General features: G+C 62.3%; 19 protein-coding genes. 10 read left to right on the top strand and 9 right to left on the bottom strand.

Annotated features, from left to right (window positions below; translation table 11 throughout):
* Positions 1–22 precede the first annotated feature (22 nt).
* The 6 genes from ACYVIT_RS16210 to ACYVIT_RS16185 all read left to right on the top strand — a co-directional run bounded on the left by ACYVIT_RS16210 (position 23) and on the right by ACYVIT_RS16185 (position 8,126).
* A complete protein-coding gene (locus ACYVIT_RS16210) occupies positions 23–1,432 on the top strand; it encodes an FAD-binding oxidoreductase (protein ID WP_415808041.1) in 1,410 nt (469 codons plus the stop codon).
* Between the two features lie 107 nt (positions 1,433–1,539).
* Positions 1,540–3,039, top strand: coding sequence for an FAD-linked oxidase C-terminal domain-containing protein (locus ACYVIT_RS16205; RefSeq protein ID WP_415808106.1), 1,500 nt, complete (start codon positions 1,540–1,542; stop codon positions 3,037–3,039).
* Between the two features lie 11 nt (positions 3,040–3,050).
* Positions 3,051–4,250 carry a glycolate oxidase subunit GlcE gene (gene glcE / locus ACYVIT_RS16200; protein ID WP_415808042.1) on the top strand — a complete coding sequence of 400 codons (1,200 nt, stop codon included), beginning with the start codon at positions 3,051–3,053 and terminating at the stop codon, positions 4,248–4,250.
* Positions 4,251–4,256: 6 nt separating this feature from the next.
* Positions 4,257–5,486 carry a glycolate oxidase subunit GlcF gene (glcF, locus tag ACYVIT_RS16195; protein ID WP_415808043.1) on the top strand — a complete coding sequence of 410 codons (1,230 nt, stop codon included), beginning with the start codon at positions 4,257–4,259 and terminating at the stop codon, positions 5,484–5,486.
* Positions 5,487–5,891: 405 nt separating this feature from the next.
* Positions 5,892–7,028: a tRNA 2-thiouridine(34) synthase MnmA gene (gene mnmA, locus ACYVIT_RS16190; RefSeq protein ID WP_415808044.1), complete on the top strand. Its 1,137-nt coding sequence runs from the start codon at positions 5,892–5,894 to the stop codon at positions 7,026–7,028.
* Positions 7,029–7,301: 273 nt separating this feature from the next.
* Complete coding sequence (locus tag ACYVIT_RS16185; RefSeq protein WP_415808045.1) at positions 7,302–8,126, top strand: sulfite exporter TauE/SafE family protein; 825 nt, start codon at positions 7,302–7,304, stop codon at positions 8,124–8,126.
* 163 nt (positions 8,127–8,289) lie between these two features.
* Here the strand turns inward: ACYVIT_RS16185 and ACYVIT_RS16180 are convergent, their stop codons facing one another.
* Positions 8,290–8,907 carry a glutathione S-transferase N-terminal domain-containing protein gene (locus tag ACYVIT_RS16180; protein WP_415808046.1) on the bottom strand — a complete coding sequence of 206 codons (618 nt, stop codon included), beginning with the start codon at positions 8,905–8,907 and terminating at the stop codon, positions 8,290–8,292.
* A gap of 156 nt (positions 8,908–9,063) precedes the next feature.
* On the opposite strand from ACYVIT_RS16180, the gene purB reads away from it, so the two are divergent.
* From purB to ACYVIT_RS16165, 3 genes are all read left to right on the top strand, one after another.
* Positions 9,064–10,440, top strand: coding sequence for an adenylosuccinate lyase (gene purB, locus ACYVIT_RS16175; RefSeq protein ID WP_415808047.1), 1,377 nt, complete (start codon positions 9,064–9,066; stop codon positions 10,438–10,440).
* Positions 10,441–10,493: 53 nt separating this feature from the next.
* Positions 10,494–10,952, top strand: a complete 459-nt coding sequence (locus ACYVIT_RS16170) for a c-type cytochrome (protein WP_094838177.1) — start codon at positions 10,494–10,496, stop codon at positions 10,950–10,952.
* A gap of 235 nt (positions 10,953–11,187) precedes the next feature.
* Positions 11,188–12,399 carry a tyrosine-type recombinase/integrase gene (locus ACYVIT_RS16165; RefSeq protein ID WP_415808107.1) on the top strand — a complete coding sequence of 404 codons (1,212 nt, stop codon included), beginning with the start codon at positions 11,188–11,190 and terminating at the stop codon, positions 12,397–12,399.
* Positions 12,400–12,662: 263 nt separating this feature from the next.
* Here the strand turns inward: ACYVIT_RS16165 and ACYVIT_RS16160 are convergent, their stop codons facing one another.
* The 7 genes from ACYVIT_RS16160 to ACYVIT_RS16130 all read right to left on the bottom strand — a co-directional run bounded on the left by ACYVIT_RS16160 (position 12,663) and on the right by ACYVIT_RS16130 (position 20,339).
* Positions 12,663–14,150 carry an efflux transporter outer membrane subunit gene (locus ACYVIT_RS16160; protein ID WP_415808048.1) on the bottom strand — a complete coding sequence of 496 codons (1,488 nt, stop codon included), beginning with the start codon at positions 14,148–14,150 and terminating at the stop codon, positions 12,663–12,665.
* 10 nt (positions 14,151–14,160) lie between these two features.
* Positions 14,161–15,090, bottom strand: a complete 930-nt coding sequence (locus ACYVIT_RS16155; protein ID WP_415808049.1) for an efflux RND transporter periplasmic adaptor subunit — start codon at positions 15,088–15,090, stop codon at positions 14,161–14,163.
* Positions 15,083–15,277, bottom strand: coding sequence for a DUF1656 domain-containing protein (locus ACYVIT_RS16150; protein ID WP_415808050.1), 195 nt, complete (start codon positions 15,275–15,277; stop codon positions 15,083–15,085). The genes ACYVIT_RS16155 and ACYVIT_RS16150 overlap by 8 nt, the downstream gene beginning before the upstream one ends.
* On the bottom strand, positions 15,267–17,402 hold the full coding sequence (locus tag ACYVIT_RS16145; protein WP_415808051.1) for an FUSC family protein: 2,136 nt from the start codon (positions 17,400–17,402) through the stop codon (positions 15,267–15,269). The genes ACYVIT_RS16150 and ACYVIT_RS16145 overlap by 11 nt, the downstream gene beginning before the upstream one ends.
* Positions 17,403–17,522: 120 nt before the next feature.
* Complete coding sequence (locus ACYVIT_RS16140; RefSeq protein ID WP_415808052.1) at positions 17,523–18,455, bottom strand: LysR family transcriptional regulator; 933 nt, start codon at positions 18,453–18,455, stop codon at positions 17,523–17,525.
* 131 nt (positions 18,456–18,586) lie between these two features.
* Positions 18,587–19,447, bottom strand: a complete 861-nt coding sequence (locus tag ACYVIT_RS16135; RefSeq protein ID WP_415808053.1) for an EamA family transporter — start codon at positions 19,445–19,447, stop codon at positions 18,587–18,589.
* 7 nt (positions 19,448–19,454) lie between these two features.
* Positions 19,455–20,339, bottom strand: a complete 885-nt coding sequence (locus tag ACYVIT_RS16130; protein ID WP_415808054.1) for a MurR/RpiR family transcriptional regulator — start codon at positions 20,337–20,339, stop codon at positions 19,455–19,457.
* 75 nt (positions 20,340–20,414) lie between these two features.
* On the opposite strand from ACYVIT_RS16130, the gene ACYVIT_RS16125 reads away from it, so the two are divergent.
* Entirely contained in the window at positions 20,415–21,305 is an 891-nt protein-coding gene (locus ACYVIT_RS16125; protein ID WP_415808055.1) for an oxidoreductase, read from the top strand.
* Positions 21,306–21,475: 170 nt separating this feature from the next.
* Here ACYVIT_RS16125 and ACYVIT_RS16120 read toward each other — a convergent pair whose 3' ends face one another.
* Positions 21,476–22,168, bottom strand: coding sequence for a cytochrome b/b6 domain-containing protein (locus ACYVIT_RS16120; RefSeq protein WP_415808056.1), 693 nt, complete (start codon positions 22,166–22,168; stop codon positions 21,476–21,478).
* Positions 22,169–22,264 lie beyond the last annotated feature (96 nt).

Here is a 22,264-nt window from a genome sequence, read left to right as displayed (position 1 = left end):
ACTTTCTACGCCGTTGCCTGCCATGAATGCTCCTGCCCATACCGAATCCTTGCGCCGACCTGTTCCCGCTGCCTGTCTGGATGCGCTGCGCGAGCGGTTTGCGGATCGCCTCTCTGTGGCCGAGGCTGTGCGCGAGCATCACGGACGCGACGAGTCGCCGTATCCGCCTATGCTGCCCGATGCGGTGGTCTTTGCGCAAAGCACCGAAGAGGTAGCTGCGGTCGCGCGGTTGTGCAATGAACACCGCGTGCCGCTGATTCCCTATGGCGCAGGGTCGTCGATAGAAGGACATTTGCTGGCGATCCAGGGCGGTATCAGTATTGACCTGTCGCAGATGAACCGGTTGCTGGTGGTGAATGCGGAAGACCTGACCGCGACGGCGCAGGCAGGCGTGACACGCAAGCAGCTGAACGAAGAAATCCGCGATACCGGTTTGTTTTTCCCGATTGACCCGGGCGCCGATGCCAGTCTGGGTGGCATGGCGGCTACACGAGCCTCGGGCACCAATGCGGTGCGTTACGGCACCATGCGCGAAAACGTGGTGTCGTTGACGGTGGTGACGGCCGATGGCCGTATCGTTCGCACCGCGAGCCGCGCCCGCAAATCCTCGGCGGGCTACGACCTGACGCGTATCTTTGTCGGCAGCGAAGGCACGCTGGGCATCATTACCGAAGTCACGGTACGCCTGTATCCGCAGCCCGAGGCGGTGTCCGCTGCGATCTGCAATTTCCCGTCGTTGAACGACGCGGTGCAAAGCGTGATCGAGATCATCCAGATGGGCGTGCCGGTGGCTCGCGTCGAGTTCATGGACGAGGCCGCCGTGCGTTCGGTCAATCTGCACAGCAAACTGACGCTGCGCGAGACTCCCTTGCTGGTGTTCGAGTTCCACGGCAGCCCGGCGGGCGTGCAAGAACAAGCCGAGATCGTGCAAGGCATTACGGCCGATCATGGCGGCATGGATTTCGAATGGGCCGAGCGTCCCGAGGATCGCAGCCGATTGTGGGCGGCACGGCACGCTGCCTATTTTGCAGGCCTGCAACTGCGGCCGGGCTGCCGGGCGAGCACGACCGATGTGTGCGTGCCTATTTCGCGTCTGGCTGACTGCGTGCGCGAGACGGTTGACGAACTGGACCGCGCCAGCTTTCCCTATACGATCGTCGGCCACGTCGGGGACGGTAATTTTCACGTCCTGATGTTGCTGGATCCCGACAATCAGGCGCAGTGGCGGGAATCGGAAACGATTAATCACAATTTGGTCAGACGTGCGATTGCAGCCGATGGCACGTGCACGGGCGAGCATGGGATCGGCCTGCACAAGATGCAATTCATGGCAGAAGAGCACGGCGAAGACGCGCTGGCGCTGATGCGTAGCCTGAAACACGCCTTCGATCCCAATAACATCCTCAACCCCGGCAAAATCATCAACTGGTAGACCGTGGCGCCGCGGCTTGTAGAGCTGCCGGTTTGGACAAGGATGATGTGGCGGATGCGGGTAAATCCGCTCTGCCACGATTGATAGCGACACGCTATTGTGTAGAGATGAACTCATTGGTTGAGCCCAATTTGCGTCACACTGAGCAATCGTTTTCCGCGAGTCCGGTCCTGGACGCGCTGCGCGGTGTGTTACCCACGCATTGCATCCTGCATCGCGAGGAGGACACGCGTCCTTACGAATGCGATGGCTTGTCTCTCTACCGGGCGTTGCCGCCTATCGTGGTGCTGCCCGAGACCGAGGAGCAGGTCATTGCCGTCATGCGAGTTTGCAAACGGTTGAGTGTTCCTATCGTGGCGCGCGGCGCAGGAACAGGTCTGTCCGGCGGCGCCATGCCGCACGCACAAGGTGTGCTGCTGGGCCTGGCGAAATTCAACCGCATTCGGCGCGTGGATCCCGTCAGCGCCACGGCGGTGGTTGAGCCTGGTGTACGCAACTTGGCGATTTCCGAGGCTGCAGCGCCTCATGGTTTGTATTACGCGCCCGATCCGTCCAGCCAGGTCGCATGTTCCATCGGCGGTAATGTGGCGGAGAACTCCGGGGGCGTGCATTGCCTGAAGTACGGTCTCACGGTTCACAACGTATTGCGAGTGCGTGTGGTTACCGTAGATGGCGAGGTCGTCGAGTTGGGATCCGAGGCGCCGGATGCGCCGGGTCTGGATCTGCTGGCCTTGTTCATCGGTTCCGAAGGCATGCTGGGTGTGGTGACGGAAATCACCGTCAAGCTCATACCAAAGCCCGCATGTGCCCAGGTCGTCATGGCCAGTTTTTCCAGTGTCGAGACCGCCGGACAGGCCGTGACCGACGTGATTGCGGCTGGAATCATTCCTGCCGGCCTGGAAATGATGGACCGCCGCGCCGTGCAAATGGTCGAGCCTTTTGTGAAGGCCGGTTATGACGTGACGGCCCAGGCCATTCTGCTGTGCGAGTCCGATGGCACGGTCGAAGAGGTCGCGCACGAAATCGAGCGCATGGAGGCGATCTTTGGCCAGGCAGGCGCGACGCGTTTGCAAGTCTCGCGCGATGAGGCCGAGCGCTTGTTGTTCTGGGCCGGACGCAAGAATGCCTTTCCTGCAGCAGGGCGTATTTCGCCTGACTACTATTGCATGGACGGCACGATTCCTCGCCGTCATCTGGCGCGCGTGCTGGGTGCCATCGAGCAGATGGAAGACGAGTTCGAGCTGCGTTGCGCGAATGTCTTTCATGCGGGCGACGGCAATCTGCATCCACTGATCTTGTTTGATTCAAACAAGCCCGACGAGGTCGAGCGGGCAGAAAAATTTGGCGCGGCAATTCTCGAATTGTGCGTGCAAGTAGGAGGCACCCTGACTGGGGAACACGGGGTGGGTATGGAGAAGATAAATCAAATGTGCGTGCAATTTTCGCGTGATGAGCTGGAGGCATTCCTGGCTGTCAAGCGGGCGTTTGATCCGCCCGGTCTGTTAAACCCTGAAAAAGTCATTCCGACCCTGGCACGCTGCGCCGAATACGGCAAGATGCATGTACACGGCGGAGAGCTGCGCTTTCCTGATCTCTCGCGCTTTTAGGCCCGGCGCGTATGGAATTCGTTCTGTCTGAGCTGTGTGATCAGGTCATGACCGCGCACGCCGGTCACAAGCCGTTATTCGTCTGTGGCGGCGGCAGCAAATCGTTTTACGGCAACCACCGCCCGGTGACGCCGCAAGACGGGCACTGCCTGTTGGATATGACCGCCTATAACGGCATCATCAATTATCAGCCGTCTGAGCTCGTCGTGACGGTGCGTGCCGGCACGCCGCTGGCGATGCTCGAGGCCGAACTGGCCCAACAAGGCCAGATGCTGGCGTTCGAGCCGCCCCATTTTAGCGCCACGGCCACGGTCGGCGGATGTGTGGCGGCGGGCTTGGCGGGGCCGCGCCGCATGACGGCAGGCAGCGTGCGTGACTTCGTGTTGGGCGCGCGTCTGCTGGATTCACAAGGCCGTCTCTTGTCCTTTGGCGGAGAGGTCATGAAAAACGTGGCAGGCTACGACGTATCGCGCCTGCTCGCGGGATCGTTGGGCATCTTTGGAGCGATCGTCGACGTTTCTCTCAAGGTCCTGCCCAAACCCTTCGAAGAATGCAGCTTGCGATTCGAGGCGACGCAGCAAGAGGCGCTGACGTACTTTGCGCAATGGCGTAGTCAACCGTTGGCGATCTCGGCGACGAGCTGGAGTCCCGCTGATGGATACGACGCTGGCACTGCACAGGCGGATCATGGCGCCAACGCGGCCATTGGTGCTGATGCTGCGAATATGGTCAACGCTGCCGGCAACGCCAACACCGCAGGCTATGTCACCGTGCGGCTGTCGGGGGCACCGCCCGCCATCCGTGCCGCCAAGGCAAGCATAGGCGGTGACGAGTTGGACGCCGAGCAAGCCCATCTGTGGTGGACGTCTTTGCGCGAACAAGTGCATCCTTTTTTCAAACAAGATCGACCGCTGTGGCGCGTCGCGTTGCCTCCGACCACACCGGCCCAGGACTTTGGCGTGCCGACCTTGGTAGAGTGGGGCGGTGGCCAGCGTTGGCTGAGCGGCAATCTCGATGCGCAGGCCGTGCGGGCGAGGGCGGAGCAATTGGGCGGGCATGCCACGTTGTTCCGCTCTGCCGGCAGTGCGATTCCGGCCGATGGGGTCTTTCATCCCCTATCGTCCGGTGTTGCCGCCATCACACGGCGATTGAAACAAGAACTGGATCCTGCGGGATTATTCAATCCTGGCCGAATGGTGTTGGAGCTATAGCGCAGCATGCAGACTAATTTAGCTTCCTGGGTGCGAGACACGAATGAGGGCCGCGAAGCCGACGCCATTCTGCGTCGTTGCGTGCACTGCGGATTTTGCACGGCGACGTGTCCCACCTATCAGGTGTTGGGCGACGAGCTCGACAGTCCACGCGGCCGTATCTATTTGATCAAGCAGGTCCTGGAGGGCGCCGAGCCGACGCAGGCTACGCAGCAGCATCTGGACCGCTGCCTGACATGCCGCAACTGCGAGACCACGTGCCCGTCGGGTGTGCAGTACGGGCACCTGATCGATATCGGCCGCCATCTCGTCGACCAGAAAGTCAGCCGATCCTGGTCGGATCGTATGCGCCGCCTGGTGTTGCGCAAAGGCATTAATTCGTCGTTGTTCGGCCCTGCGATGCGTCTGGGGCAGGCGCTGCGTCATGTGTTGCCGGATGCGCTCAAGCGCAAGGTTCCCGTGCGTCGTGATCCTGGGCAGCTGCCCACTGTGGCACAGCACACACGCCAGGTGTTGATGCTGACTGGCTGTGTGCAGCCCTCCATGATGCCGACCATTGACTCCGCGACGATTCGCGTGCTCGATGCGATAGGCATTGGTGCGCGATTGGCACCTGGCGCAGGATGCTGTGGCGCTGTGAATTTTCACCTCGATGCGCAAGCAGACGCGCTCGATCAGATGCGCGCCAACATCGATGCGTGGTGGCCACTGATCGCAGCGGGCAACGTTGAAGCGATTGTGATGAATGCGTCTGGCTGCGGTGCGATGGTGAAGGAATACGCGCACCATTTACGCCATGATGCCAATTACGCTAGTCGTGCGGAACATATTGTGTCTTTAGTCAAAGACGTTGCGGAAATCGTTGCGCCTCATGCTGAGGTGCTGCGTGCGCGACTGGCGCCGGGCGGGCGGGCGGCGTTTCATCCGCCATGTACCTTGCAGCATTGGCAAGGGTTGCGTCCGTTGAGTGAAAGGCTGCTCCGTGATTTGGGTTTTGAGTTGCAGCCGTTTGCGGATACGCATCTGTGCTGTGGGTCGGCGGGGGCGTATTCGGTGCTGAATCCGGAGATGGCGTTGACCTTACGGGCTCGCAAGCTTGCGGCGATTTCTCAGGCGGAGCCGTCGGTGATTGTTTCGTCGAATATTGGGTGCGTGTCTCATCTGCAGAGTGGGACGGATGTGCCGGTGCGGCATTGGATTGAAGTGGTGGATGAGAGGCTGGCGGCGCGGGGGTGAATAGGTCTTTGCGCATAGGGCTGGTGGCATGTGTAATTCTGGGTTCTTAAAGCGCCGCGTATTGGCGGGCAAATGCCATGCCGGCCCTATCGCCCGGTCTGGCCGCCTGCGCGGCCAGACTTCCCTTCACCTGCCTCGCCAGGCGGGGCGGCTGGGCAAACTCGCTGCGCTCAAACATGCCCAGCCGACTGCCCCCCCGCCTGACAAGGCAGGTTCGGCGGGCTCTACGGGCCGGCATGGCATTTGCCCGCCAACACGCGGCTCACGTTGTCTTCAGGTTGCGGATGCTTGCACGGCATTGAGCATCAGACTTCCTCGGCGGGCTCACTGAAACAAAAACACCCTGTTATCCGCATGGGAATACAAACAAGGGAATCAGGCAAGACGCGATAAAATCCCGTCATCATGTCTTTAACTTCCCATTCTCCCTCCGGCAAAGGCCGCGTCGTCGTCGGCATGTCCGGCGGCGTTGACTCTTCGGTAACCGCTTGGCTGCTCAAGCAGCAGGGTTACGAGGTCATCGGCCTGTTCATGAAAAACTGGGAAGACGACGACGATTCCGAGTACTGCTCGACCCGCCAGGATCTGCTGGACGCAGCCAGTGTGGCCGATTTGGTCGGCGTGGATTTCGAATACGTCAATTTCGCTGCCGAATACAAAGACCGCGTCTTTGCGGAATTTCTGCGTGAGTATTCCGCAGGGCGTACGCCAAATCCCGACGTCTTGTGTAACGCCGAGATCAAATTCAAGGCGTTCCTCGATCATGCCATGACGCTGGGCGCTGACCACATCGCGACCGGGCATTACGCGCGCGTGCGCGCCGTCGAGGGTCAGCACGGCCCCGAATACCAGTTGCTAAAAGCCCTGGATGGCAGCAAGGACCAGAGTTATTTTCTGCATCGCCTGAACCAGGCGCAGCTGTCGCGCACGTTATTCCCCTTGGGCGAAATCCATAAAACCGAGGTCCGGCGCATTGCGCACGAAATCGGTTTGCACAACGCGGCCAAGAAAGATTCCACCGGCATTTGTTTTATCGGTGAACGGCCTTTCCGCGAGTTTCTGAATCGCTATTTGCCGACTGAGCCGGGCGATATCCTGACGCCAGAAGGCAAACGGGTCGGACGCCATCACGGTTTATCGTTTTATACCCTGGGTCAGCGCAAAGGCCTGGGCGTGGGCGGTGTCAAAGGCAGTCAACGCGACGACGGTACGGCGGACGCCTGGTATGTCGCCCGCAAGGATCTGGCGCGCAACGTGTTGTACGTCGTCCAAGGCCATGATCATCCCTGGCTCTTGTCAGACCGTTTGCAGGCGCTCGATGCCAGCTGGATCGCGGGCCGGCCGCCCGAGGCAAAGGATTACGGTGCCAAAACGCGCTATCGGCAGCCCGATGCGGCCAGTCGTGTGGTGTCGGCCGACTTGAGCGCGTTCGAGTTGTCGTTCAGCCAAGCGCAATGGGCTGTGACACCCGGTCAATCGGCGGTGTTGTATGACGGAGATGTCTGCCTGGGTGGAGGGATTATCGCGTCCTCCGAGACGTAGTTTGATGACGGAGACGGCGCGTCGCTCATGATCTGGCGCCACAACGGGCAGATTGGCGCAATGTACTTTCCAATGCCATGACGGACAATACGCGTTGTCCGTCATTACGCTATAAACCGGGATCGCTCGATGCGTTTCCTGGTGCAATGCCACGATGCAGCTTGAGCGCATCAGATGATTTGATCCGCCGTCCGGAGGGGACTGCGTTGTTACCTGAGTCACGGCACATGCTGCGATGGTCTCAGGTGTGTCGTTAACGAAGAGGAGGTCGAAGTGGATGTCAATGTCGTGCTAGTGGTGTGCTTGCTGGCGTTGGGGGCGGTTGCCGGGTTTGCGGCAGGGTTGCTGGGCATCGGCGGTGGAATGTTGTTGGTGCCGTTCTTGACGATGTTGTTTGCCTGGAATGGCATGCAACCAGACTTGATCGTGCATGCTGCGATTGCCACGTCGATGACCTCGATTCTGTTCACTTCGCTATCGAGTGTGCGGGCGCACCAGCGCAAGGGCACCATCCAGTGGAAGATCGTCCTCGCCATGGCGCCTGGCATTATCGTGGGCGGCCTGTTGTCGGGCGGCGCGGCATTTGCCGCGATCAGCACTGCCTGGCTGTCGCTGTTTTTCGCCTTGTTCGTCAGTTACTCGGGCTGGAACATGCTGCGTAACTCCAAGCCCAAACCATCTCGTCAAATGCCTGGCATCGTCGGTACCTCCGCCGCGGGGGTGGGGATAGGGTTCATATCCGGCCTGGTGGGGGCAGGGGGCGGCTTTCTGTCCGTGCCTTTCATGGTGTGGTGTAACGTCGCTCTGCATGCGGCGGTATCGACGTCGGCTGCCTTGGGCTTTCCGATTGCGCTGGCAAATAGCGCGGGATATATCATCTCGGGCCTAGGCCAGAGCATCTCGCAGCCGGGTATGCTGGGTTATATCTATTGGCCCGGTTTGCTGGCGTTGGTGGCTACCAGCGTATTGACGGCCCCCGCAGGCGCCCGTATGGCGCACCGATTGCCGGTCAGCACGTTGAAGCGGGTTTTTGCCTGCCTGTTGTTCGCCCTGTCGGCCTACATGCTGTTCAAGGCCGTGCAGGCTTTCAGTCACTGAGCGATGAGCAGGGCGCGGGCTGTTTTTTCACGAGACGGCCCTGCGCAGACAATCAAGTTTCAGGAAAAAGCAGCCCACACTGTGCCGTGTTGGCGGCCCGCTCAAAAAAAAGCCCCGCAGACCGGACTCGACATCCGGCATGCGGGGCTTTTTTTAGCCTTGCTCAGGCTGCGGGAGGCGGCGGGACGCTATCGATAAACGATTGGCGTGCCGAGAGTTTTTCGTAATGGCGTGCCAGGTTGGCATGGCTTTCGCGCCAGTTCAGGTGCGAAAAACGCAAGTCCAGATAGCCGAGGGCGCAGCCCACGGCGATGTCCGCCAGGCTGTAATTGATGCCCATGCAGTGAGCCTGTTCGCCCAGGCTCTCGTCCATGGCGTGCAGGGCGGCGTCGATTTTGCCATATTGGCGTTCGATCCAGTCAGCGCTGCGTAGCGCCTCGGGGCGCAGGTTTTCGCGAACGATCAGGATGCCGGCGTCCAACAGGCCATCGGCGATGGCCTCCCAGCATTTCACCGCGGCGCGATCGCGGCCAGATTGAGGAATCAGCCGCGCTACAGGCGAGAGCGTGTCCAGGTACTCGACGATCACGCGCGAATCAAACAGCGCGCCGCCGTCTTCCATGACGAGGCACGGCACTTTGCCTAGCGGGTTGTAGGTTTGGATTTGCGTGTCGGGTGACCAGACATTTTCGAGTTCGAGCTGATAATCCAGCTTTTTCTCGGCCATGACGACTCGCACTTTGCGAACGTAGGGGCTAGTGAGTGAACCGATTAGTTTCATGAGGGCCACAGGCGAAGTCGAAAGCGGGCGAAGTATAGCAGGGCAGACCCCGCAAAAATGCAAAGATCGGCCTACGTGACGTTTTTACCGCATGCTGGCCCGGTCCTGGGTGATAAAATCACAGGTTGCCTATCTCTTTTTTCATCCGTTCACGCCATGCAGATCGCCGACCAAATCAGTCACCTCAATGCTCTTTCGCCGCTAGATGGCCGCTATGCCTCGCGCGGGGATGCGCTGCGGGGCTTGTTGTCCGAAGCCGGCTTCATGGCGCACCGCGTCGAGGTCGAGGTCGCCTGGCTGGTGGCGTTGTCGGATGCCGGCCTTCCCGAGCTGCCGAGCTTTTCGCAGGGCGCACGGGCGCGCCTGGCCCAGTTGGTCAGCGACTTTTCCGAGGCCGACGCCGCTCGTATCAAAGACATCGAGCGCACCACCAATCATGATGTAAAAGCGGTCGAATATTGGCTGAAAGAAAAGGTCGCCGGCGATGAAGAACTGGCCCGCGCCGCCGAGTTCATTCACTTTGCCTGCACTTCCGAGGACATCAACAACACGTCCCACGCCCTGATGTTGACGCGCGCTCGCGCCGAGGTCGTGGTGCCGCGTTTGCGCCAGATCGCGGACACGCTGGGCGGCATGGCACGCCAGTATGCCGACCAGCCCTTGCTGTCGCGGACCCACGGTCAACCCGCCAGCCCCACCACGCTGGGCAAGGAATTCGCCAACGTCGCCGCGCGTCTGCAACGCGCGATCGTCGCGATCGAGGCCGTCGAACCGCTGGCCAAACTCAACGGCGCCACGGGCAACTACAACGCGCATCTGTCGGCGTATCCCGAAATCGATTGGCCCGCTTTCAGTGCGCGCGTGCTCGGCGGACTGGGTTTGACACAAAACCGTCATACCATTCAGATCGAACCGCACGACTGGATGGCTGCCTTGTTCGATGCCGTGGCTCGCGCCAACGTCATCGTGCTGGATCTGGACCGTGATATCTGGGGCTATGTGGCGCTGGGCTATTTCAAGCAGCGCTTGAAAGAAGGCGAGGTCGGTTCGTCCACCATGCCGCACAAGGTCAACCCGATTGATTTCGAGAATTCAGAAGGCAATCTCGGCCTGGCCAACGCCGTGTTGCGCCACTTGTCGGAAAAACTGCCCGTGTCGCGCTGGCAGCGTGATCTGACCGACTCGACGGTGCTGCGCAACCTCGGTGTGGGCTTGGGTTACTGCCTGGTGGCATGGGATTCCTGCCTGCGTGGCCTGGGCAAGCTCGAGGTCAACGCCGCCGCCATCGATGCCGACATCGACGCCTGCTGGGAAGTCCTGGCCGAGCCCGTGCAGACCGTGATGCGCCGCTATGGCCTGCCGCAGCCGTACGAGCAACTCAAGGCCCTGACCCGCGGCAAAGGCATTACCGAAACCGCCTTGCGCGAATTCGTCAGTGGGCTGGCCTTGCCTGACGAGCCCAAGGCACGTCTGTTGGCCATGACGCCGCGTTCCTATATCGGGCTGGCCGCAGGTCTCGCACGAGAGGTATAGTCGTGTGTGCCGGCTGGTCCGGCACCTCGTCGCACCTATCGGGAGATCCCCCTATGAAGCAATTCCCCTTGCTGGCCGCTGCGGCCTGTACGATCGCTGTGTCTTTGTGGTCCGCGCCTGCGCAGGCGCAGTTTGCCAAGCCGGCTGACGCTATCAAGTACCGCCAGGCCGCTTTGACACTGATGGCCTCGCATTTCGGCCGCATGCAGCCTGTGATCAAGGGGCAGGCCCCCTATGATGCCGAACAGATCAAAGCCAATGTGAAATTGCTCAACACGCTGGCCGAACTGCCCTGGGCAGGTTTCGGACCGGGTACCGAGGGCGGCGAGGCGCGCCCGGAGGTCTGGAGCGACGCCGCGGGTTTTCAGCAAAAGCGTGACGCACTGAAAGAAAATCTGGCCAAGCTGCAGGTGGCGGCCGACTCCGGCGACCTGGACAAGGTCCGAGCGGCGTTTGGCGGCGTAGGCTCCAGCTGTAAATCCTGCCACGACAGCTATCGCGAAAAGAAATAAGCATGTAGCAAATGGCCTGTAGACCCACCCGCTGCATCAGGCATGGGTGGGTTTTTTCATTTCACACTGACTCCAGTACCGCATTTCGCTGGACTGCGCCGAAGCTCGATACAGCAGGTTTATCAATAGCTTAGGCGCGTGCACCATATGCCGGTGCTTTCCGAAACCTGACCCGGCTTCCCTGCTGATGGTCCTCATGAGGCTCCTGGGAATCGGGTCGTTCCGAGGAGTCATCATGGCGAAAATCAAGCTCACCAAGTCCGCAGTCGATGCGGCACAACCCCAAGCGCAGGCCATCGAACTCCGGGATACGCTGGTGCCCGGCTTCTTGTGCAAGATCACCCCAGCGGGCCGCAAGGTGTTCATGCTCCAGTGTCGCACGAATGCGGGCGAGCGCCGCAAGCCTGCCTTGGGCCAGTACGGGGAATTGACCGTCGAACAGGCCCGCTCGCTGGCGCAGGAATGGCTGGCCCAGGTGCGCCGAGGCGGCGACCCCGCCGCCGACAAGGCAGCCGCCCGCAAAGCGCCCACGGTCAAGGAATTGTGCGCGAAGTTCATGGAGGACTACTCCAAGGTACGCAACAAGCTCAGCACGCAGGAAGGCTACCAGAGCGTTATCGACCGCAACATCGTCCCGCTGCTGGGCCGCATGAAGGTGCAGGAGGTGAAGCGCCCGGATGTGGCCGCGATGATGAAGAAGATGGCCCACAAACCCGCCGACGCGAACCGGACATTCAGCGTCATGCGCCGCATGTTCAATCTGGCCGAAGTGTGGGGCTATCGGCCCGACGGCACCAACCCGTGCCGTCATGTCCCGATGTTCCCCAACGGTAAGGCCACCCATCTCATCAGCGACGAGGACATGGGCAAGATATTCCGGCAACTGGACAAGACCGATGCCGAGGGACTGGAGAACTACGCCGTCCCGCTGGCGATCCGGCTGCAATTCGAGTTTGCCGGTCGGCGCGGCGAAATCGTTACGCTCCAATGGGCCTGGGTGGACTTCGAGAACCGGCGTGTCGTCTGGCCTGACAGCAAGGTCGGTGGTATGTCCAAACCCATGAGCGAAGAAGCCCATCGGCTGCTTTCGACAGCGCCACGCGTGGAAGGCGGCCTCTATGTCCTGCCGTCCCCGACCCATCCCGGCCAGCACCTGACCACGGGCGAGTATTACAACGGCTGGAGCCGTGTACTCAAAGCCGCTGGCGTAACTCATGTGGGCACCCACGGCATCCGCCACCGCTCCGCAACCGACATTGCCAATTCGGGTATCCCGGTCAAGGTCGGGATGGCGCTGACGGCGCACAAGACCGTGGCGATGTTCATGCGCTACAAAGTGCCACTGTGGCTATGTGCTGTAGACATGGAAGTAGGCCGCATCGAAGACGCATCGATCCGAGCTGCCTACCACACCGGGAAAAAGCTCAGCCTATGTATGCGAGTGTAAGGAATATTCAGTAGAATGCACTAATCGTCAAGGGGACGATTAGTGCATTGACGTAATAATACGGATAGCAATGGTCACAAAAACAGCAGCCCAAAAGGCACCTTCCAATAAGCGGCCCCGAAGCACATCAAACTTACATCGCTTTGAGCCGGCAAAGCTTGACTCGCTATTTGTTGTACTGGGCGAAATGGAGTTCTTCGGCAACGGCCAGGAAACAGCGAAGATGACGTAGCTCCATTGAGCACCTCCTCTGCCTCAAAGGGTCATTGCGTCGCCGCTGTTTCTGCGGCGGCGCGTTCGTCAGGCTCCGGGACCAACACCGTGTCCGTCCCTCCCGCGCCCAGCGCCTTGTACAAGGCAATGCCGCCTTGCAACTGCGCCAGTTGGCTGAGGGCAAGCGCATCGCGTGCCTGGTTCAGGCTGCGCTGCGCCACCAGCACCGGCAAGTAGGCGCTCAATCCCCGCGCGTAGAGTTGGGCGGTCTGTTCCAAAGCTTGTTGGCTGTCGACCAGTGCTTTCTGTAACGCTGCTTGCCGCTGGCGTTCGCTGGTCCATGCCGTCAAGGCATCTTCGACATCGCGCAGCGCCGATCGCACGTCCCGTTCGTAGACACGCCGTACGGCGTCGGCGTTGGCCTGCGCCGCTGTAACGCCGGCTTTGGTGCGTCCTGCGTCGTAAAGCGGCTGGCTGCCCTGCATCGCCGCCGACCACGCCAGGCTGGCGCCGGAGAACAGATCATGGATGACGCTGGCTGTCGTGCCGATTCCCAGAGGAATGCGGAACGTGGGAAAGCGTGCGGCCTCGGCTACGCCGATCTGCGCGGTGGCGGCGGCCAGGCGTCGTTCGTCCGCACGCAGGTCGGGGCGTTGGCGAATCACTTCCGAAGGGAGTGACAGCGGCAAGTCGGCCGGCATGGGCAATGCCGGTGCAGACGTGGCGAGGTCGGCATGCCAATCCCCGGGAAAGCCGCCCGCCAGCACACCGATGGCATGGCTGAAACGCGCGATGTCCGCTTCCAGCAAAGGCGGTTGCGCCTCGGCCGTTTCTCGCTCAGCGCGGGCCTGAGTGACGTCGGCCAGCGTGCCCAAGCCGCCGCGGTGTGCATGTTCGGCCAGGCGTTCGGCTTCGGCCAGCGTACGGATACTGTCTTGCGCAATGGCCAGACGCAGTTGCGCGGCGCGCAGCCCGGCGTAGTCGGATACCAATTCGGCCACAAGACTCACTTGCAGCGCGCGATGGTCTTCGGCGAGCGCCTGGATGCCGGCGTCAGCGGCTTCGACCGCGCGGCGCGTGCCGCCGAACAAGTCCAGTTCCCAACTGGCATCGAATCCCAGGTGCCAGGTTCGTGCCCGCCCGCCGGGCTGCGCGCTGAGTGCCTTGCTACTGCGCACCGCCTCGCCGGCGGCGCCGACCGAGACTTCGGGCATGGCGGCTGATGCGATCTGCACGCGTTCGGCGCGTGCCTGGCGCAGGCGTGCCAAGGCAATATCTAGGTCCTGGTTATGTGTCAAGGTCTGATCGACCAGGCGGTCGAGCAACGGATCCTGCAAGGCGCGCCACCAGGTACTACGTAGGCCATCGTGGTCGCCCTCGGACATGGCGGCGTCGGCCTCGATCCAGTGCGCGGGCACATCCAGCGTCGGCGTGCGGTAGTCCGGGCCCACGGTGGTGCAGCCGGCCAGGGCGGCCAGCAGTGAGGCCAGCATTGCCTGCCGAAGGCGCGGCTGTGTGCAGGGGATGGGTGCATGCATGGCTTTGTCCTCACATCCAGCGGTGTAGCAGCGAAATCAACCGGCCTTGCGGTACCGGCGTGCCTGCCGAAGGCGTGACCTCAATGCTGCCGGTCATGCCTGCGGCCAGCACGACCTCGTGCGGGACATGCTCGAACTCGACGCGTACGGGAATGCGCTGCGCCAGCCGGACCCAACTGAAGCTGGGCTCCACGCTCGGCAGGCCCTGCGCGTCGGCCTGCTGGTTGCTGTCGGTGATGCCGCGCCCGATGCTGGCCACCCGTCCTGGCAACACTCGGTCGAAGCCCATCAGGCGGATTTGCGCCGCCGCGCCGGGCTTGATGCCGCGCAATTTGGTTTCCTCGAAATAGCCGGTAATCCAGAAGCTATGGGCGTCGATCAGGGCCAGGTTCGGCTGGCCCGCCACGGCGTAGTCGCCCTTGTTCAAGCGCAGGCGCGTGACGTAGCCATCGGTTGGCGCACGCAGTTCGGTGCGCGCCATATCCAGCTTCGCCCTGTCCACGGCGACCCGTGCACCGCGAAGTTCGGCCTGGGCGATGGCTACGGCCTGATTCGCTCGCTGGATGTCCTCGGCAGGCACCAGGCTTTCCATACCCCGGCGGCGGCGCGCCTCCTCAGTCTTCTGGCGCAAGGACACCTCGGCCGCCGCCAGCTGCGCCTCGGCCTGGGCCAATGCCAGCGCGAAGCTGGCATTGTCGATGCGGTAGAGCACCTCACCCCGTTTGACATATTGATCGTCCGCGACCGAGACCTCGGCGACGGTGCCCGACACCTCGGGAGCGATGCGCACGATCTGCGCGCTGACGCGGCCATCGCGGGTCCAGGGGGCTACGACGTAGGCGCGCCACAGCGCACTGACCAGAAACCCGGCGGCAACGACCACCGCGAGAGTGAGTCCTGCCCGCAGCAGGCGCTGGGCGGAAAATGAGCGTTCAGACATAAAGCACCAACAGGGAAACGAGGCAAAGGGAGATGGCGAACTCGAACAGACCTGGATGCCACACCCAGCGCAGCACCCCGCTGCGCGCGAGCACGAAGCGAAGGCCCAGATAGACCGGCAGCGCCAGGCAGGCGTAGGCAAAGAACGGCGGCAGGTAGATGCCGCCCAACGAGAATTCACTGAGCATGGGTTTGGCCTCCAGAGGGGAACGGAACGTCGTTCGCATGACGCTCCAGCAATGCGGCGATGTCGAGCAATACGGCCGTCACGCGCCGCACGTCATCCATCGCGGCGCTGGGCCGTACCGGCAAACGCGCCAAGGAGGCCGCCGCGTGGCGGGCATGGCGTGCGGCCCGCGCGGGGTCACCGGTCCGCTGACGCATATGGAGCAGCGCGCGCGTCGCCACGCGCGGCCACTCGGCGTCCTGGGGCGCCTGGCGCAGCCAGCGGCGAAGGCGTAGCACCTCTCGGCCCAGGTGCAGACTGGTCAGCGCCTGGGCAATGGCACGATCCATCGCCTGCGGCTGCGCTTTGAGCAAGGCGCCGAGTTGCGCGATGCGGTGCTGCTGACGCCATTGCCAAGCCGGCGCATCCGTCGGCTCCCCGCGTAAGGTGCCCAGCGCCGAATCGCGGATTCGCAGGCGCAAGCGCGTGACGTCACGCCCCCCGTTGCGCGGCAGCACGATCCTGAAGCCCAACAGCGTGAAACACGTCGCCAGGATCCAGGCCACAGCCCCATTGAGGAACACTGCAAAGTCGTAGCGCATCGGGTTGTCCGCCGCTGCGAGTGTCGTGAATGCCACCAGATAAGCCACGCCGGCCAAGGCATAGCGTGGCATCGTGGTGGCAAGCACGCCGGGCAGCCAGAACAGGCTCAGGGTTACCAGCAGCAGCGGCAGGCCCGAGACGTGCGGCAGCACGATGAAGGTGCACAGGAAGGCCATCGCCACGGCGGCCACCGTACCCTTGATGAATTCGACCGCACCCAGTGCGGGATTGGGCGCGGTGGACAGCAGCGCGCAGGCCGCCGCCAACCCCGCCAGCATCATGTTGCCTTCCGTCCAACCGGTGGCGATCCAGAAGGCGCCGCCCATCAGCACGGTCAACAAGGCGCGTGCGCCGTTCTGGAGGGCTGCCACCGTGTCGCGGTGGAACGGCACGGACACGCGAGCCGGCGCCGGCCTGGGTTGGTGGAAACGTTCGATGCCTTCGAGGGCTTGCAGGTAATCGTCGAGTTGCTCGATCAAGCGATCGCCCGCGATCATCATTGTGGCTTGCTCGGAGGCGTCGTCGAACGAGGTGGCAGTGAGCGCGTCCACCAGCCGGGCGCGCAGGTCGGTCAAAAGCCGGATAGCACGTGCTCTTTCGGCCGTGCCAGATTCCTGCCCCAGCGAGTCGCCGACCTCCCGCCATGCCTTTTCCCAGTCCGGCTGCAACCCTTTCAGTACAGCGAGGCTGGCGCTTGGCCCGTGCAGGGGCGGCGCACCGCCCACAAGAGCGGAAAACAGCGACACCATTGCGTGCCGCACCGTGCCGGCACGATGGGCCAGGTCGGCGGATTCGGCCTTGCCCAGAGCCAGCAGATCGTCCACGCCATAGACCTCGGTGATGAGGGTGCGCCGTGCGGCATCGAGGGGCTTGGCATCTGGTCCGTCGCTACCTTGAATGGCCTGGTGATGCGTCGCAAGCACGCCGGCCGTGGCGCCCGCAAGGCGGTCGAGCACCGCGGCTAAGCGGCTGTGCACGCTGCGGCTGCTGAACAGGGCCGAGACCAGCGCCAGGCAGACCACGCCGATCATCACGGATGCCCCGCGTCCCATTACCTGGTCGAAGGTGCGTTCCGGATGCTGCATGGCGCCGTAGGCCGCCAGGCCCACGGTATAGCCTGCCAGCGTGGCACCATAGGCCCGGAAATGACGCAGCAGGGTCATACCCACCACACACACACCCAGCCACAGGCCGAAACCGAGCAGGAACAACCAGGGCATCTGGCCGAAGGCGCTCATCAGCACGAAGGCCGCCAGCATGCCGATCAGCGTGCCCAGTACTCGCCACACCCCCTTGCCGATCACGCCGCCCTGGACGGGGTTGATGACCAGCAGCACGCTGGAAGCCGCTGCGTAGGGCGCGTGCAGTTCCAGCAGATAGGCCGCTACCAAGGCCAGGCAAGCGGCCAGGATCGAGCGCATCACATAGGTCGCTCGTGGCGTGGTCAGATCGAGATAAGGCAGGCCACGCGCCAACCGCTGCCGCAACCGGGAGAGGTGTAAGGAGACGCCTGAATCCGCGTCAGGCACGTTTGCCGAATGCACGATGCAACCCTTCCACAGTGATCAATATGCATCACTGTAGGCAGGGTCGAGCATTCCGAAAAGTGAATTTATTGCACTCAGATGAGTGCGTAAAACGCATTCATAGAGCCAGTCGCCTAGTTAGGGCTTGGCGCGTTTGGCCGCTTGCGCCTGGCTCTCGTTGCATAGTGTATGGATGGTCTGCCGCAGCCATTGATGGGCCGGGTCGCCCTCCAGGCGTGGGTGCCATGCCTGTGTCAGCAGCACCGTTTCCAGCGGGGTCGGCAGGTCGAACAAGCGAATACGCAGGCCCGCGGACAGCGCAGTACTGGCCAGATGCCGGGGCATCGGCAAAAGCAGATCCGAATCTTGCAATGCGAACAACGCCGTGTACGGATTGGGCAGCACCAGCGCAACGTGTCGGCGCAGCCCCTTCGCCTCCAGCGCGGCATCGACCGGCCCGGCGGCCTTGCCACGCCGCGACACGTTGATGTGCTCCCAATGAGTGAGGCGTTCGGGCGTGATTTCTTCGTCGAAAATCGGATGGTTGGCACGCGCGACACCCACGAACGTGGTGGTGAACAGGGACTGCACGCGAATCTCCGGCACCAGCTTACGCGAGGCGCTGATGAACAGGTCGATGCGACCGCTGCGCAACGCTTCTTCGTCCACATCGTCTTCCTCCGGCGAAAAGCGCAGCATCGCCCGAGGCATCTCCCGCGCCATCGCATCCAGGAGATGGCCCAGGTGGATGCTCACGAACTCATCGGTAGCGCGGATATTGAACCGCCGATCCAGCGATTTGAGGTCGATCTCGGCGTCGGAGGCGAACACCTGCGAGGCCTGATCGACCGCTAGCCGCACCTGCTCGCGCAGCGCCAGCGCCCTGGGCGTGGGCACGAGCTTGCGGCCGACCTGGACGAACACCGGATCGCCAAGCGCCTCACGGATACGGCTCAAGGTGCGGCTCATCGCCGGCGCGCTCAGATGCATGCGGCGCGCGGCGCCGATGACGCTGCCCTCGTCGAGCAGCGCATCCAGCGCCAGCAGGAGATTGAGATCAGGACGCGACATGGCTGGCCCTCCTATAATTTACCTTCATGCAATCATAGGCTCTTTCGTATAGCGAACGAAGCATTCAACGGCAAGCCTGCCTTCAGTTCATCATCAATTGATGAATGCGCACCAGCGCGCGGCAAAAAGCATCACAGACTGATTGCCGCGATTCCGATCAGCACGACGACCGCACCCACGATGCGGCGCGCGAGATGGTCTTCACGAAAGAGCAGATACGCGAAGAGGGAACCGATGATGATGGACGACTCGCGTAAGGGTGCGACGAGTGCAAGGGGAGCCGCCAGCATGGCGTTCAGCACCAGGATGTAGGCCAGTGGGGAGAAGATAGCCACAACGAGAATAGGCACGGCATTGGTACGAAGTGCTGCGGGGATGTGCCGTTGATACCGCAGTGCGCCCGGCGTCAGAGTCAGGCTTTGGAGCAGAAGCGTTCCCGCGTAGTAGCTCACTGGCGCGACATGCAGCGACGTGACCGCGTAACTGTCCCAGACGGTATAGCTGGCGATGGTGGCACCTGTGGCGGCCCCCCAAAACATGCCCTGGAGCGGGCGGCGACTGCCGCTTCGGAACGGGTTGCCTGCGACGACAAGCACGCCTGAGACGACCAGGAGCGCTCCGAACAGCGCGACGACGTTGAGCCGCTCGTCCAGAACAAGTATCGCGAACAGCATCGTCAGCACTGGCCCCGCGCCACGGGCGATCGGATAAACCACCCCAAGGTCGGCGCGATCGTAGCCAGCCTGCAAGGTCAGCGAGTACGCAATGTGCAATGCCGCCGAAACAGCCGCTGCCACCGCCAACTGCCCATCTATCGTCTGCTGCCCTTGCTCCATGAGACCGACCGCGATAGGGATCCACAACAGTGTCGAAGCGCAGCTGTAGGCCCAGACGAATAGCAAGGTGTTTCCCCGCTTGTACTTCGACGCCAGATTCCACACCGCATGCGCTACCGCTGCGGCAAGAACCATGGCAATGGTGTCGGGCTGCATCAGGGCATCAGGAAATGTCAGGCAGATCAATGCCTGCCCGCTCCGCCAAGCGGCTGCGATCTGGATCGCGCAGCGCAAGGGTGGCGACCAGCGCGTCAAGAACGACGAGTTGCGCCAGCCGACTTCCCGCAGCGGCCATCTGTGCCGGTAGCGGCGCGCCGCCGACGACAAGTGCGACGTCCGCGAGGGTTGCTAAAGGCGTGTCGTACTGGTTGGTGATGGCAATCAGCGAGGCGCCGGCCGATGACGCTGCGTCGGCGACGGCAAGCGTGGATGACGTGCGGCCAGTCGAACTGACGGCGATGACGACGTCCTCGGCGCCCAGGAGCCGCGCTGCAATCATGGCCGACAAGTGATCTGTGATGCCCACCGTCATCACGCCGACCGCGCGCAGACGGAAGACAGCATCGGCGGCCACCGTCGAGGAAGGGCCGGCACCGAACGCAAAGACCTGCCGAGCGTGTTGGATCAAACCCACGGCCTTATCCAGCGCAGAGAGTTCGATGGCCCCGCCCAGCGCAGTGAGTGCATCGGCACCGGCACGGATGGAGGTTTCCAGCACGGAGGCCAACGTCGCATCCGCGCTGAGCACTTCGGGCGGAGCGAAGAACCGGGCTGTACCGCGAGCACGGGCAATTTCGATCTTCAGTTCGGGAAAGCCGCTGAACCCAAGCGCACGCGCCGCGCGGATCACCGTCGGCGGCGAAACGCCGGCCCGGGCAGCAACCTGGGCGGTCGTGCTGGCCCCAATAAACAAAGGATCGGTGAGCAGCAGATCGACAACCTTCGCCTCGCTCGCGGCGAGGTCACCGCTCCGCGCTTGAATGCTGCCGATCCATTGCTGCAATCGTCGCTCGCCTTCTGTAATTTCATTACCAATATCTTTATTCATGTGTAATATATTACATGCTCAGCATGAGTGGCACAACGGTCCCGTGCACAGATGCCGTTAAAGGAATTCGCTTTCATGAACACTGAAATCAACACTGCTGTCGTGGGGCCCGGTGCGATTGGAACCACGCTCGCGGCGATGCTGCATGAGGTCGGCCGCACGCCCTTGCTGTGTGGACGGACACCCCGCGATCACCTGACTTTGCTGGAGGGAGGCCGCTCCATGACCATCCCCGGTCCGGTTCGGACGAGCCAGAAGCAGATAACTCGCACGGCTGATCTTGTCTTTCTGTCGGTCAAGGCCACGCAGATCGAGGCGGCGGCAGAATGGCTGGCGGCACTGGTCGGCCCGCAAACCGTCGTGAGCGTCTTGCAGAACGGTATCGAACAGGTGGCAAGGGTTCGCTCACACGCGCCTGGCGGGCGTATCGTTCCCGCTGTCGTGTGGTTTCCGGCACAGGCGCAATCCGATGGCTCGGTCCGCCTGCGCGGCAAGGCGCGTCTGACTCTGCCGAATACGTCTGCCGCGCACGTTGTGGCCCAGGCACTGCAAGGCACACGGTGCGCCGTGGACTTGGCAGAAAACTTCAGCGCACTCGCCTGGCGCAAGCTGTTGCAGAACGCGGTGGCGGGCCTCATGGCACTCACGCACCGTCGCTCGGGCATGTTCGGCCGCGCCGACATCGCCGGGCTGGCACTGGCCTATTTGCGCGAATGCCTGGCCGTGGCACGCGCAGAGGGCATTGAACTTGGCGAGGACGTGCTGCAAGAGATCCTCGGCAAGTTCCAGTCGGCCCCAGCGGACATGGGCACCTCCATCCTCACGGATCGGGAAGCAGGCCGGCCACTGGAATGGGATATCCGCAACGGCATCATCGCGCGTCGCGGACGGGTTCATGGCGTTCCGACGCCGATCAGCGACATCCTGGTGCCGCTGCTTGCGGCTGCGAGTGACGGTCCTGGCTGACCCCTTAGGGTCGATGCTCTCCTAACGCTTATTTTCCTCCTCGCCCTTGGCGCAGTCCTCAGCGGTATGACCCATAAAGCTTTTCCTGCACCTGCCCGGCCCTCAAAAAGTCTTGACACCGGACATTTTCATTGTCGGATGGTGCAGGATGGGCGTGGCGACTCTGCAGCCTATGAAAACGAAAAATCCGCCACGATTTCCAGCGAGCGGATCCACAGCACCAGGGCGGTTACCGCGGCCGCGATGATCGCCGCGCGCAGCCAGATCATGGGGCCATCCTCGGTTGGCGGCGTGCCGGCCGGCAGGTCCTGAGGCCGGGCGTTACCGGTAATCATCGGACCTACGATACGCCGCCGGCGCATCGCGACGTACCAGATGATGGCGACCAGATGCAGGGCAACCAGCGCGATGATGATCCATTCATTACGCTCATGCCATGAGGCGAGCCAGGACGAGATCCCCTCATCGACTCGGCCGTATAGCGGGCCCTGCGTCATGATGTCGTCGGTGATGAACAGGCCGCTGACCGCCTGAAAACCGAGTACCGCCAGTATGGCGATGACGGACAAAGCGCCCAGGGGATTGTGGCCGGCAGAGGCGGCAGCGCCTTGCAGATAGCGTTTGATAGCGCCGGGACCTCGGACAAAAGTGGAAAAACGCGCGTAGCGTGGCCCGACCAGCCCCCAGATCACGCGGAACATAATCAGGCCCAGCGTGGCCAGTCCGAAGCGGACATGCCAGTCCATGTACAGGCCGCCCAGCTTGACGCTGACGTAGGCGCCGGTGACGCAGATGGCTAAGGCCCAGTGGAATAGGCGAGTGGGAAAGTCCCAGATACGGATACAGGAACGCGTGTGCAGCATGGGCGGAGCCGGCTCGGAAAAGGGAAAACCACTTTATCACGGGCTCGTTGCTTTCTGCGCTCCGAGGTCAGTGCTTAATCGTCCAACGCAGGCAGT

The sequence above is a fragment of the Bordetella muralis genome, assembly GCF_054781015.1.
Note: the sequence above shows the minus strand (reverse complement) of the source record. Positions and strands in the feature narration are given on the sequence as shown.